This window comes from Bradyrhizobium sp. CCBAU 45321, from assembly GCF_028128975.1.
GTDB classification, from domain to species: domain Bacteria; phylum Pseudomonadota; class Alphaproteobacteria; order Rhizobiales; family Xanthobacteraceae; genus Bradyrhizobium; species Bradyrhizobium yuanmingense.
On record NZ_LFKZ01000121.1, the window covers coordinates 23,600 to 36,492 of the forward strand.

The 12,893-nt window shown below is 65.5% G+C and carries 10 protein-coding genes; 4 read left to right on the top strand and 6 right to left on the bottom strand.

Annotated elements, in window-relative coordinates:
- Positions 1 to 57: 57 nt before the first annotated feature.
- Together trpS and murJ are read right to left on the bottom strand one after the other, a co-directional pair.
- Positions 58 to 1,110, bottom strand: coding sequence for a tryptophan--tRNA ligase (trpS, locus tag ACM43_RS17245; RefSeq protein ID WP_271541560.1), 1,053 nt, complete (start codon positions 1,108 to 1,110; stop codon positions 58 to 60).
- Between the two features lie 81 nt (positions 1,111 to 1,191).
- On the bottom strand, positions 1,192 to 2,724 hold the full coding sequence (murJ, locus tag ACM43_RS17250) for a murein biosynthesis integral membrane protein MurJ (protein WP_271541562.1): 1,533 nt from the start codon (positions 2,722 to 2,724) through the stop codon (positions 1,192 to 1,194).
- Positions 2,725 to 2,848: 124 nt separating this feature from the next.
- On the opposite strand from murJ, the gene ACM43_RS17255 reads away from it, so the two are divergent.
- Complete coding sequence (locus ACM43_RS17255) at positions 2,849 to 3,850, top strand: adenosine kinase (protein ID WP_271541563.1); 1,002 nt, start codon at positions 2,849 to 2,851, stop codon at positions 3,848 to 3,850.
- Between the two features lie 172 nt (positions 3,851 to 4,022).
- Here the strand turns inward: ACM43_RS17255 and ACM43_RS17260 are convergent, their stop codons facing one another.
- A complete protein-coding gene (locus ACM43_RS17260) occupies positions 4,023 to 5,717 on the bottom strand; it encodes an AMP-binding protein (RefSeq protein WP_271541565.1) in 1,695 nt (564 codons plus the stop codon).
- 99 nt (positions 5,718 to 5,816) lie between these two features.
- A complete protein-coding gene (locus tag ACM43_RS17265; protein WP_271541567.1) occupies positions 5,817 to 7,013 on the bottom strand; it encodes a serine hydrolase domain-containing protein in 1,197 nt (398 codons plus the stop codon).
- Positions 7,014 to 7,359: 346 nt separating this feature from the next.
- On the opposite strand from ACM43_RS17265, the gene ACM43_RS17270 reads away from it, so the two are divergent.
- Together ACM43_RS17270 and ACM43_RS17275 are read left to right on the top strand one after the other, a co-directional pair.
- Positions 7,360 to 7,680 carry a hypothetical protein gene (locus ACM43_RS17270; protein WP_100236193.1) on the top strand — a complete coding sequence of 107 codons (321 nt, stop codon included), beginning with the start codon at positions 7,360 to 7,362 and terminating at the stop codon, positions 7,678 to 7,680.
- 160 nt (positions 7,681 to 7,840) lie between these two features.
- Positions 7,841 to 9,334, top strand: coding sequence for an NAD-dependent succinate-semialdehyde dehydrogenase (locus ACM43_RS17275; RefSeq protein ID WP_271541569.1), 1,494 nt, complete (start codon positions 7,841 to 7,843; stop codon positions 9,332 to 9,334).
- 167 nt (positions 9,335 to 9,501) lie between these two features.
- Here the strand turns inward: ACM43_RS17275 and ACM43_RS17280 are convergent, their stop codons facing one another.
- Positions 9,502 to 10,416: a phosphoribosylaminoimidazolesuccinocarboxamide synthase gene (locus ACM43_RS17280; protein WP_271541571.1), complete on the bottom strand. Its 915-nt coding sequence runs from the start codon at positions 10,414 to 10,416 to the stop codon at positions 9,502 to 9,504.
- A gap of 62 nt (positions 10,417 to 10,478) precedes the next feature.
- Positions 10,479 to 11,396: a pirin family protein gene (locus ACM43_RS17285; RefSeq protein WP_271541573.1), complete on the bottom strand. Its 918-nt coding sequence runs from the start codon at positions 11,394 to 11,396 to the stop codon at positions 10,479 to 10,481.
- Between the two features lie 317 nt (positions 11,397 to 11,713).
- Here ACM43_RS17285 and ACM43_RS17290 point away from each other — a divergent pair, with 317 nt between their 5' ends.
- Complete coding sequence (locus ACM43_RS17290) at positions 11,714 to 12,769, top strand: helix-turn-helix domain-containing protein (RefSeq protein ID WP_271541574.1); 1,056 nt, start codon at positions 11,714 to 11,716, stop codon at positions 12,767 to 12,769.
- The last annotated feature ends 124 nt before the right edge of the window (positions 12,770 to 12,893 follow it).

Genomic DNA, 12,893 nt, shown 5'->3' on the forward strand with positions numbered 1-12,893 from the left:
TTTGGGAGGGGCGAAGCGGCCGGCGCCGTGGCGCCAGCCGGTATCGTGAAGCGCGCCCTAGCGCCGGCGGATGAAGCCAACGATGTCCTTGGAGAGCTTCATGGTCTCGTCGGCGATCGCGCGCGCCCGATCGGATCCCTCGTTCAGGATCGCGTCGATATGGCCGGGGTCGGCGACGAGGCGCTTCATCTCGCCGGCGATCGGCGCGAGCTTTGTCACGCACAGCTCTGCCAGCGCGTTCTTGAAGCTGGAGAACTGGCCGTTGCCGAATTCGCGCAGCACGTCCGCCTTGGAGCGGCCGGACAGCGCGGCGAAGATGCCGACGAGATTGTCGGCCTCGGGCCGCGCTTCCAGGCCTTTCTCTTCCGTCGGCAGCGGCTCCGGATCGGTCTTCGCCTTGCGGATCTTCTGCGCGATGGTGTCGGCATCGTCGGTGAGGTTGATGCGCGAATTGTCGGAGGCGTCCGACTTCGACATCTTCTTGGTGCCGTCGCGCAGGCTCATCACGCGCGTCGCCGGACCCGTAATCAAGGGTTCCGGCAGCGGGAAGAACAGCCCGTCATTGACGCCCTGCGCGCGGATCGAGTCGCCGAAGTCGTTGTTGAACTTCTGCGCGATGTCGCGCGAAAGCTCGAGATGCTGCTTCTGGTCCTCGCCCACGGGAACGTGGGTGGCGCGGTAGAGCAGAATGTCGGCGGCCATCAGCACGGGATAGTCGAATAGACCGACCGAGGCGTTCTCGCGGTCCTTGCCGGCCTTCTCCTTGAACTGGGTCATGCGGCCGAGCCAGCCCATGCGCGCAACGCAGTTGAAGATCCAGGCGAGCTCGGCATGGCCGGAGACCTGGCTCTGGTTGAACACGATGTGCTTCTTCGGGTCGATGCCGGCCGCGATGAACGCGGCGGTCACCTCCCGGGTGTTGCGCGCGAGCTCGACCGGCCCGCCCCAGACGTCCACCCCTTGCGTGATCGCGTGCATGTCGACGACGCAATAGATGCAATTGTGGGTTTCCTGCATCTTCACGAAGTTGACGATGGCGCCGAGGTAATTGCCGAGGTGGAGATTGCCCGTCGGCTGGACGCCCGAAAAGACCCGTTCAACGAATGGCATGGTCAGCCTTCCCATAGGTATTCGGCCGTCGTTTCCAACAGCGGCGCTGCCCCGTCAAGGGTCTTTCGCCGGGCTCGCGGTTTAGCCGGGCCGTTTCAACGCGTTAACCGCCTCACGCCAGGAGGCGGCGCCGACGGTTTGCAGCAGCAAGCCGTAGACGGCGATCCCGGCCACGATCTGTACACCCAGCGCAATGAAGTGGATGAGCCCATGGGCGCCGGCAGGCACCAGACCCGTTGTCAGCCAGAGCAGGGCGCCCATGGCGATCGCGGCCAGCACGATCCGCGGCAATCGCGTGCGGGCACTCGCATCGATCGAGAAGCCGAACGCGGCCGTGCCCTTCCGGATCAAGGAGAGCGCGCTGCTCCAGGCGCCGGCCGCGATACCAGCCGCGATACCGCTCGCGCCAAGGAGATGGCCGAGCAGAATCGCGAGCACGACCGTCACCACGAAGCCCTTGGCGGTCGCGAGCAGCGGCGTCACCGTGTCGCTGCGGGCATAGAACGCCGGCGACAGCGCCTTGATCAGCACATGAGCCGGCAGGCCCAGCGCCAGCCACATCAGCGAGCGCGCGGTGGCCGCGCTGTCCTCCGCACCGAACGCGCCATGCTCGAACAACAGCCGCACGATCGGTTCGGCCAGCACGATCAGGCCGAGGGTGGCCGGCAGCGCCAGCCCGGCGGCAAGCTCGAGCGCGCGGGATTCGGCATGCGCCACCGCGTCGCGATCGGAGCTAGCGACGGCGCGCGTCAGCTCCGGCACCAGCACGGTGCCCATGGCGACGCCGACGATGCCGAGCGGCAGCTCGATCAAGCGGTTGGCGAAATAGAGCCAGGACACGGCGGACGGCGTTGCGGACGCGATGATCGCACCCGCCACCATCAGCCATTGCGGCCCCGAGCTTGCGATCATGCCGGGGATCGCCTTGGCGAAGAAGCCGCGCATCTCCTTGTCGAAACTGGCGCGCAGCGGTGTCGCCAGGCGCGCGCTTCGCCGCGACAGCAGCATCAGCAATTGCAGCAGGCCGGCCAGGCCGACCGTCGCCGCCAGGATCCACGCGGCGAAGCCGGCGTCTGCATGCCAGACCAGCAGCATCACGATCGCCGCGATCAGCGCAATGTTGAACAGCAGTGGCGAGAACGCCGTCAGCGCGAAGCGCCCCTGCGCATTGAGAAGCCCCATCAGCACGGTGACGGGACCGGCGAAGGCGAGGTAAGGCAGCATCAGCCGCGCGTTCTGAACCGCGAGATCGAGCGTGCCACTGCCGAGGAATCCCGGCGCGATGACCGTCATGATCAGCGGCATCAACAAGGCGATCAGGATCGAGCTCGCGATCAGGGCCGCGCTGACCGTGCCGAGCACGCGCCCGGCGAACGCCGCGGCTTCCGCCACCCCGTCGCGGTCCCGCACCCGCAGCCAGGCTGGGATCAGCGCCGCGTTCAGCGCGCCCTCGCTGAGCAGCCGCCGCACCACGTTGACGAGCTGGAACGCCGCCAGAAACGCGTCCGCCACCGCGCCAGTGCCGAGCAGCGCCGCAATGAGGGAATCGCGGGCGAAACCCAGCAGGCGCGAGGCCAGCGTTCCCGTCGAGACGGTCAGGAAGGAGCGGATCATGCTCTCGAAAATACCGTTGCTTGCCCGCCAAGGCCCGGTCGTGATAGGCCGCGAGCTTGGATTTCAGGCCGACAGGAAGCGGATTTCCGGTTAGATCGCAATCCGGCAAACAGGATCAAGGTGAATGGCTGACGTGAAATATGACGTTCTCGGCATCGGCAACGCGCTGTTCGACGTGCTGGTTCGGACCGACGAGGCCTTTCTGGCCAAGCATGGCATGGCGAAGGGCAGCATGTCGCTGATCGACGAGGCGCGCGCGGCGGCCATCTACAAGGACATGGGTCCGGCGACCGAGGTCTCGGGCGGTTCGGCCGCCAACACCATCGTCGGTATCGGCAGCCTGGGGGCGCGCGCCGCCTATGTCGGCAAGGTCAAGGACGACCAGATCGGCAAGCTCTACGTGCACGACATTCGCGCCGCCGGCGTCGCCTTCAACACGCCCGCTGCCAAGGACGGCCCCGCCACCGGCTGCTCCTACATCCTGGTCACCGGCGACGGCGAGCGCACCATGAACACCTATCTCGGCGCGGCGCAGGACCTGTCGCCCGCCGACATCGATCCGGCCGAGATTGCGGGCGCGGGCATCGTCTACCTCGAGGGCTATCTCTGGGACCCCAAGAACGCCAAGGAGGCCTTCGTCAAGGCGGCCAAGATCGCCCATGACGCCAAGCGCAAGGTGGCGCTGACGCTGTCGGATTCCTTCTGCGTTGATCGCTATCGCGACGAGTTTCTCTCGCTGATGCGGAGCGGCACCGTCGACATCGTGTTCGCCAACGAGTCCGAACTGCACTCGCTCTACATGACCTCGGATTTCGACACCGCGCTGAAGCAGCTGCGCAACGACGTCAAACTCGGTGTAGTGACCCGCAGCGAGAAGGGCTGCATGGTGGTGTCGTCGGAAGACGCGGTCGCCGCGCCGGCCTTCCCGGTCGAGAAGGTGGTCGACACCACCGGTGCCGGCGATCTCTTCGCCGCCGGCTTCCTCTACGGCCTCGCGCGCAACTTCGGCTACAAGCAGTGCGGCGAGCTCGGCGCGCTCGCCGCCGCCGAAGTCATCCAGCACATCGGCGCCCGCCCGCTGGTGTCGCTGAAGGAGCTGGCCGAGCAGCGCGGGTTGACAGGTTAAGGTCCCGCTCTCACTCCGTCATTGCGATCCTCATTCTCCGGTGTCATCGCCCGCGAAGGCGGGCGATCCAGTATTCCGGAAGCATCAGCGGGTTACGAAAAAGCCGCGGCGTACTGGATTCCCCGCTTCCGCGGGGAATGACACCGTCAGTGTTGCGCGAGTGTTCGACAACTCAGGCCGTCTTCGCCGCCTTCAATCCCAGCCGCTGCTCGACTGCCTCGCGCATCAGGAATTTCTGGATCTTTCCGGTTACGGTCATCGGAAACTCGTCGACGAACTCGACGTAGCGCGGAATCTTGTTGTGGGCGATCTGGCCTTCGCAGAAGGCGCGTACTTCCTCAGCCGTCAGTTGCTCGCCCGTTCTGACGCGTATCCAGGCGCAGAGCTCTTCGCCGTAGCGGGTATCGGCGACGCCAAAGATCTGCACGTCCTGGATCTTGGGGTGACGATACAGAAACTCCTCGATCTCGCGCGGATAGAGGTTTTCGCCGCCGCGGATCACCATGTCCTTGATGCGGCCGACGATGTTGCAATAGCCCTCGTCGTCGATGGTGGCGAGATCGCCGGTGTGCATCCAGCCGTTCGCGTCGAGCACGTCGGCGGTCTTCTCCTTCTCGTCCCAATAGCCCAGCATGATGCTGTAGCCGCGGGTGCACAGCTCGCCGCGTTCGCCGCGTTTGACGATCCTGCCCTCGAGATCGACGACCTTGACCTCGACATGCGGATGGATTCGCCCGACGGTGGAGACGCGGCGCTCCAGCGGATCGTCCACCGCGCTCTGGAAGCTGACGGGGCTGGTCTCGGTCATGCCGTAGGCGATGGTGACCTCACGCATGTTCATCTCGGTGTTGACGCGCTTCATCACCTCGATCGGGCAGGGCGCGCCGGCCATGATGCCGGTCCGCAGCGATGTCAGGTCGAAGCTGGAGAATTCGGGGTGATCGAGTTCGGCGATGAACATGGTCGGCACGCCGTAGAGCGCGGTGCAGCTCTCCTGTTCGATCGTGCGCAGCGTCGTGAGCGGGTCAAAACCCTCGCCGGGATAGACCATTGCAGCGCCGAGCGTCACAGAGGCGAGGTTGCCCATCACCATGCCGAAACAATGATAGAGCGGCACCGGAATGCAGATGCGGTCCTGCTCGGTAAGGCGCATTGCGCGGCCGACGAAATAGCCGTTGTTGAGGATGTTGTGGTGGGTCAGCGTCACGCCCTTGGGTGATCCGGTCGTGCCGCTGGTGAACTGGATGTTGACGGGATCGTCGAACTGCAGTTCCTGGCCGAGCGCGGCCAATTGCTGACGGTGTCGGTCGCCGCCCATGCGCGCGACCTCGTCGAAGGCAATCGTGCCGGGTGCGGCCGGGCCGCCGATCTGGATGACATTGCGGAGGGCCGGCAGCCGTGCCGCATGCAGCTGTCCGGGCTTGGCGGATGACAGCTCCGGCAACAGCGTGTTGAGCATCTCCATGTAATTGCTGGTCTTGAACGCCGTCGCGGTGACGATCGCCGCGCAGCCGACCTTGCGGAGGGCAAATTCCAGCTCGCTCAGGCGATAGGCAGGATTGATCGTCACCAGGATCAGGCCGGCCTTGGCGGCGGCGAACTGGGTCAGCGTCCATTCCGGCCGGTTCAGCGACCAGATGCCGATCCGCTGGCCCCGCTCGAGCCCGAGCGCAAGAAAGCCGGCCGCGAGCGCATCAACCCGTTCGGCGAATTCCGACCAGGTCCATCGCACGCCGTGGCTGGGCGAGACCAGCGCCTCGCGGTCGCCCCAGCGCCGCGCGGCATGGTCGAGACTCCGGCCGATCGTGTCGCCGAGCAGCGGCGCGTCCGAGATGCCGCAAACGTAGCTGTCCGCCCTGTCCGACACGTCAAAATCCTTTCGTCATGGAATGAGCAGCTTGATCCTCTTCGGTCGGCATGGCCAGGCCGAGCCCGGCCATGCCGCGTGGCGAGAGCACTCAGCCCCTTACGCCGCCTTCTGTCCGCTTCCGGCAGCATCGAGCCCGGCATAAACGCCGCGCTCAAAGCCTGCGAACGCCTCCAGGCATTTCGCGTCCGCGAACGGCAGCAGCTGCATCAGGATGACGCCGGTGACGTCTCGCGCCGGGTCGATCCAGTAATAGGTGTTGGCGAGGCCCGCCCAGGCGAGGCTGCCGGCGCTGCGGCCCTCGGCGGTCTTGGCGGTGTTGATCATGAAGCTGAGGCCCCACTTCTTCACCTGCTCCGGATAGAGATCGACGTCGTTGGTGTACATCGGCGCCGCCGTCGTCATCTTGGTCATGTTGAGATCGCCCATCTGGTTCTGGCTCATCATGGCGACCGTCTCGGCTTTCAGCACCTGGTTGCCGTTGCCGCGGCCCTTGTTGAGGATCATCTGGGTGAACTTGATGTAGTCGGACGCGGTCGAGTAGAGGCCGCCGCCGCCCATGTGGAATTCCGGCTCCTGCTCCAGCTCGAACGGGATCGCTGCGAGCTGGCCGTCCTCGCCGCGCGCATGCATGCCGACCAGGCGCTTGCGCATGTCGTCGGTGATCTTGAAAGCGGTGTCGCGCATGCCGAGCGGCGCGAACAGATTGTCGCGCAGGTACGCGTCGAGCCGCTTGCCGCTGGCGGCCTCCACGGCCTTGCCGACGAAATCGATGTTGGTGCCGTACTCCCAGCGCGTGCCGGGGTCGGACATGATCGGCGTCTTCAATGCCGCGTTCTGGCAGGTGGTGATGGCGGGAATGCCGTTCTTGTCCAGATAGACCGCGAGATCGCCGTTCCACATGTTGTAGCAGAAGCCGGCGGTGTGGGTCATGAGCTGGCGCAGCGTGATCGGCCCCTTGGCCGGGCGCAGCTTCGCCTCGCCATTGGCGTCAAAACCTTCGAGCACCTGCGGATTGGCGAGCTCCGGCAAAACATTGCCGATCGGCGCATCCAGCGACAGCCTGCCCTGCTCGACCAGCTGCATGGCGCCCGCTGTGGTCACCGCCTTCGTCATCGATGCGATCCAGAACACGCTGTCGGCGGTCATCGGATCGGGCTTGGACAGATCGCGCTTGCCGAACGCACCCTGATACAGCACGTCTTGACCGCTGGCCGCGATGGCGACGACGCCCGGAATCTCCTTGGTCTCGCTCTTCTGACGCAGAATCTCATCGATCTGGGCTTGGCTTTGCATGGCGTTTCCTCGGGTTTGATTATTGTTGGAAGTGATCGATTGTCTTCCCGGATCTCCGGCGCGGCAAGCGCCATCTATGTACCTGCACCGGTCGCGATGTCGTGACTTGACGGTCTTGATCCAACGCAGGACGACAACGAGGCTGAGCGCGTACGCTCTTTTACAATCTGCGGTGGATCGACGTGTCTCGCCTCACCTTGGATGGGTTTCTCGCGATATGCTTCGTGGTTTTCGAACCCCTGAAACATTTCGTGAGCTGCCGCGTTCAGCACCCGGCCCGATCGACGAGCCGTTAAGACTTGATGCAAATGTGCCGGCCGTGGATGGGCGGCGAGGGGGACCTCAGATGATTTCGACCTGGAGCGAATGGAAACGCTATCCCCGTGCCGGACGGGGCGAGAATCTGGAGGCGCCGATTTCGCCCGGCATTTACGAGGTCCGCATCGCCGGCACCGGCGCGCTCTATTCCTTCGGCGCCGTCGACAATCTGGCGCAGGCGCTGGCGCTGCTGCCGGTCGGCTCGAAGTCGTGGTTCGGCCGTCGCGACACCTCCCACGTTCCCGATCTGGAATACCGGACCTGCGCGACCTCCACGAAGGCGGACGCCAAGGCCGCGGCCGAACGCATGATCGGACGCCGCGAGACCTATATGAGCGGCGCGGCCTGATCCTTCCGCGGCGGTGGTGCTTCACCTCTCCCCGCCGGGGAGAGGTGAAGGACCAGCGGCCCTCAGCTTAACTCCCAGCAGATGTGCGTTGCCGGGCGGTGCATTGCGCATCGCTTGCTCCTATATTCCGGGCCGATCCGATCGCCCAGGGAGAAACGCCATGACACCGACCGCCGCCGCACGCGCCCCGCAAGCCACCGCCACTCTGCGCGACCGGTTGAAGGACCCCTCGCTGCTGAAGGAGGCCTGCTACATCGACGGCGCCTGGGTCGGCACGCCGGTCTTCGCCGTCAACAATCCCGCCACCGGCGTCGAGCTCGCAAAGGTGCCGCAGCTTGGTGCCGACGACACCACCCGGGCGGTTGAAGCCGCCGAGCGCGCCTTTCCGGCCTGGGCAAAGCACACCGCCAAGCAGCGCTCCAACATCCTGCGTAAATGGTTCGAGCTGATCACGGCCAATCGCGAGGACCTCGCGCTGATCCTCACCTCCGAGCAGGGCAAGCCGCTCACCGAGGCGCTCGGCGAGGTCGATATCGGCGCGGCCTATATCGAGTTCTTCGCCGAGGAAGCGAGGCGCGTCTATGGCGAGACCATCCCGACCCAGCGCGCCGATGCGCGCCTGCTCGCCATCAAGCAGCCGATCGGCGTCTGCGGTGCGATCACGCCGTGGAATTTCCCGAACTCGATGATCACGCGCAAAGTGTCGCCGGCGCTGGCGGCCGGCTGCACGGTGGTGCTCAAACCCGCCAACGAGACGCCGCTGTCGGCGCTGGCGCTGGCCGTGCTCGCCGAGCGGGCCGGCGTCCCCAAGGGCGTGCTCAACATCATCACGGGCGATGCGCCGCCGATCGGCAAGGTGCTGTGCGAGCATCCGGCCGTGCGTTTCGTCGGCTTCACCGGCTCGACCGCCGTCGGCAAGATCCTCTACCAGCAGGCCTCGGTCGGCGTGAAGCGGCTCGGCCTCGAGCTCGGCGGTAACGCGCCGTTCGTGGTGTTCGACGACGCCGACATCGACGCCGCGGTCGAAGGCGCCATCGTCTCGAAATACCGCAACATGGGCCAGACCTGCGTCTGCGCCAACCGCATCTACGCCCAGGACAAGATCTACGACGAGTTCGTGCAGAAGCTGTCGAAGAAGGTCGCCGCGATGAAGATCGGCGACGGCACCGAGAGCGGAGTGACGCAGGGGCCCCTGATCAACATGAAGGCGGTCGACAAGGTCGAGCGCCACATTGCCGATGCCGTCAAGCGCGGCGCCAAGGTCGTCACCGGCGGCAAGCGCAGCGAGCTCGGCCGCTCCTTCTTCGAGCCGACGGTGCTGGCCGACGTCAAGCCTGACTCGCTGGTGTCGCAGGAGGAGACCTTCGGCCCCCTCGCACCCGTGATCCGCTTCAAGGACGAGGCGGACGTCATCGCGATGTGCAACGCCTCGCCCTTCGGCCTCGCCTCGTACTTCTACTCCCGCGATATCGGCCGGGTCTGGCGTGTCGCCGAGGCGCTGGAATCGGGCATGGTCGGCGTCAACACCGGCCTCATCACCACCGAGGTCGCGCCCTTCGGCGGCGTCAAGGAAAGCGGCCTGGGCCGCGAAGGCTCGCGTCACGGCATGGAAGAATATGTCGAGATCAAATACGTGATGATGGCGGGGGTGTGAGAGCCGCCGTCCTCTTCGCGAACGCGAGGCAGGCAGAAATGGTGGAGAGGGGCTCCCGGCCTCTCCACGTCATTGCGAGCGGAGCGAAGCAATCCAGAATCCCTCCACGGAAGACTTTGGATTGCTTCGCTGCGCTCGCAATGACGGAGCTGCGGTAACAGCCGGGCCTAAATCTTCAGCTCTGTCCCCGTCACGCGCCGATACGCTTCCAGGTACCGCTTGCTGGTCGCGTCCACCACGCTGGCCGGCAGCGGCGGCGGCGGGGCGTCGCCGTTCCAGCGGCCGGCGCGGCGTTCGACGTCGAGATAGTCGCGCAAGGGCTGCTTGTCGAAGCTCGCCTGCGGCTGACCCGGCTTGTAGGCGTCCACCGCCCAGAAGCGCGACGAGTCCGGCGTCATGACTTCGTCGATCAAGATGATGCGGCCGTTCTTGTCGCGGCCGAACTCGAACTTGGTGTCGGCGATGATGATGCCCTGCTCGCGGGCGAGCTCCTCCCCGAGCGTGTAGATCGCGCGCGTCATGCTCTCCAGCGTGTAAGCGACCTCGTCGCCGACCACGGTGCGCATCTTGGCGATAGTGATGTTCTCGTCATGGCCGCTCTCGGCCTTGGTCGCCGGGCTGAAGATCGCCGGCTCCAGCTTCTCGCTCTCGACGAGGCCGGCCTTCAGCTTCTCGCCGGCCAGCGTGCCGCTCGCGGTATATTCCTTCCAGGCGGAGCCTGAGAGATAGCCGCGGATCACGCATTCGATCGGAAACACGGTGGTGCGCTTGCACAGCATGGCGCGGCCGAGGATCTCGGCGCGGTGCGGTTTCAACGCCGGCACGGCCGCGACGATCGCGTCGGTGTCGGCGCTGATCATGTGATGCGGCACCACGCCTTCGAGCTCATTGAACCACCACGCGCTGATCTGCGTCAGCACTGCGCCCTTCATCGGGATGGTCTCGCCCATCACCACGTCGAAGGCGCTGATGCGGTCGGTGGTGACGAGCAGCAGGCGGTCGTCGTCGACAGCGTAGATATCGCGCACCTTGCCGCGTCCGATCTTGGCAAGCGGCAGGTCGCTGGAGAGCATGGTGGTCATCGGCAAAGCCTTCGCACAGGGAATCCAGCCGCATTCGTTGTGCGGCCGGACACCGGATTAGCCTATTCCGGCAGCGGAATGAACTCGTGTTCCTGCGGAACTGCGGCGAAGCGGCCGGTTTTCCAGTCCTGCTTGGCCTGCTCGATCCGCTCCTTGCTGGAGGAGACGAAATTCCACCAGATGTGGCGCGGGCCCTCCAGCGCATCGCCGCCGAGAAACATCATTCGCGTGGCCTTCAGGGCTTTCACGGTGATGCGGTCGCCGGGCCGGAAGATCAGCAGGCGCGGCCCTTCGTAGCGCTCGTTCGCGATCTCGACCTCGCCGTCGACGACATAGATCGCGCGCTCCTCATGGTCCGGATCCAGCGGCACGCTCGCGCCTGCCACCGCCGTGACCTCGGTGTAGAACCAGGGCGAGACCATCGACACCGGCGAGGTGATGCCGAGGGCGGAGCCCGCGATCACCCGCGCGGTGAAGTCGCGCTCGGAAATCATCGGCAAATCGCCTGCCGCATAATGCTGGAACGACGGCGCGATCTCTTCGGAGCCCGCCGGCAGCGCGATCCAGCTTTGCAGGCCGAGCATCTTCTGTCCCGAGGCGCGCTGCGCGTCCGGCGTGCGCTCGGAATGCGCGATGCCGCGCCCGGCCGTCATCAGGTTCATCGCGCCCGGCGCGATCTCCTGGACGTTGCCCTCGCTGTCGCGATGCATGATTGCGCCGTCGAACAGATAGGTGACGGTGGCGAGCCCGATATGTGGATGCGGCCGCACGTCCATGCCCTTGCCGGAGACGAACTGCACCGGTCCGAAATGGTCGAAGAAGATGAACGGCCCGACCATCTGCCGCTTGCCGTGCGGCAACGCCCGCCGCACCGCGAACCCGTCACCGAGATCGCGTGTGCGCGGCACGATGACGAGATCGAGCGCATCGCAGGACATGGGATCGCCGAGCACGGGATCGTTCGAGGGCTGCCAGCTCATGAGTGGACTCCTTTTGGCTTTGTTGGACGCGACGGTAGCAGACTTTCACATCAGCGTCGCGACAAAGCGAGCGCCCGACGTCGCAGCTGCGATAGCCTACATACTCCGCTGTCATGCCCCGGCTTGACCGGGGCATCCAGTACGCCGCAGCCCATCGATTCAACCGCTGCCGTCTCGGAGTACTGGATCGCCCGGTCAAGCCGGGCGATGACAGCTGTGGATGCCGCCGCTAGCCCTTGCATGCGGATGGACCTTGAAAAAGCGAGCCTGACGAACGATGTTCGGCTGCCTTCAACTGCGACCGTTCGACCCAGCCGATGACCCTTACCGCAACCGAGCTCGCCTTCCGCGCTGCCAGCGTCGCGCTGCTGCTTGTGCTCGCGGCCTCGCTTGTCTCCGGCCTCCGTCATGTGCTGGCAGCCCGCCTCGGCGCCGTCTTCGCGTTAGGCTCGGCGGCGCATGCCGCGAGCTATTCCATCGGCGTGTCGTCGCCCGTTCCGATCTGGCACGCGCCGCTGATTGCACTGTCGACCGGCAACATCGTCGTGTTCTGGCTGTTCACGCGCGCGCTGTTCGACGACGACTTTGGGCTACGCTGGTGGCATGGTTTGATCTGGGCCGCGGTGACCGCCTTCAGCTTGGTCGGGTGTCTCTGGATCGCGCCGGGCGGCAACGCGCGGTTCTCCGTGACGGCAGTGAACCTGATCGTGCTCGGCTTCATCGCGCTCGCGGTGGCGCAGACGATCGGATCGTGGTCCGCCGATCTGGTCGAGCGCCGCCGCCGCCTGCGCGTCGTCATCGTCTGCGCCGCCGCACTCTATGGCGGGTCGAATGCGCTGCTCCAGATCCTCGTTGCCTTCAGCGTGGGCGATGTCGCCGACACGATCAATACCGGCGTGCTCGCCTGCATCGTTGCCGCGATCGCCTACGCCATGTTGCGCGTCGATGGCGCCGATCTGTTTCCGATTGGGCCAGAGCCCGCACCGGCGATCGCGCCGATCCAGCCTTTGGCCGAGGACTCCGACAAGAAACTCATCGATGCCCTGATGCGCCTGATGGCGGACGAGCGGATCTATCGCCAGGAGAACATCACCATCGGTGTGCTGGCGGGCCGGCTGAAGATTCCCGAATACAGGCTGCGCCGGCTGATCAACCAGCGGCTCGGCTATCGCAATTTCAATGTATTCCTGAACAACCACCGCATCGAGGAAGCCAAGGCCGCGCTCGCCGATCCCTCCCAGGCCGAGGTCCCCGTCATCACCATCGCCATGGACGCCGGCTTCCAGTCGCTGGGACCATTCAACCGCGCCTTCAAGGCGGTGACAGGCGTGACGCCGACCGAGTACCGGCGGTTGAAGACGAGTGCGGCGTGATCCTTCTTTACCTCTCCCCGCTTGCGGGGAGAGGTCGGATCGCTCTTGCGATCCGGGTGAGGGGGAACAGGTCTCACGACGAACTCGTCTGGGGAGAGAGCCCCTCACCCCAACCCTCTCAGCG

Coding starts and splice junctions, on each gene's coding strand:
- trpS (WP_271541560.1), bottom strand. CDS start 1,110: ATGCCATTCGTTGAACGGGTCTTTTCGGGCGTCCAGCCGACGGGCAAT.
- murJ (WP_271541562.1), bottom strand. CDS start 2,724: ATGATCCGCTCCTTCCTGACCGTCTCGACGGGAACGCTGGCCTCGCGC.
- ACM43_RS17255 (WP_271541563.1), top strand. CDS start 2,849: ATGGCTGACGTGAAATATGACGTTCTCGGCATCGGCAACGCGCTGTTC.
- ACM43_RS17265 (WP_271541567.1), bottom strand. CDS start 7,013: ATGCAAAGCCAAGCCCAGATCGATGAGATTCTGCGTCAGAAGAGCGAG.
- ACM43_RS17270 (WP_100236193.1), top strand. CDS start 7,360: ATGATTTCGACCTGGAGCGAATGGAAACGCTATCCCCGTGCCGGACGG.
- ACM43_RS17275 (WP_271541569.1), top strand. CDS start 7,841: ATGACACCGACCGCCGCCGCACGCGCCCCGCAAGCCACCGCCACTCTG.
- ACM43_RS17280 (WP_271541571.1), bottom strand. CDS start 10,416: ATGACCACCATGCTCTCCAGCGACCTGCCGCTTGCCAAGATCGGACGC.
- ACM43_RS17285 (WP_271541573.1), bottom strand. CDS start 11,396: ATGAGCTGGCAGCCCTCGAACGATCCCGTGCTCGGCGATCCCATGTCC.
- ACM43_RS17290 (WP_271541574.1), top strand. CDS start 11,714: ATGACCCTTACCGCAACCGAGCTCGCCTTCCGCGCTGCCAGCGTCGCG.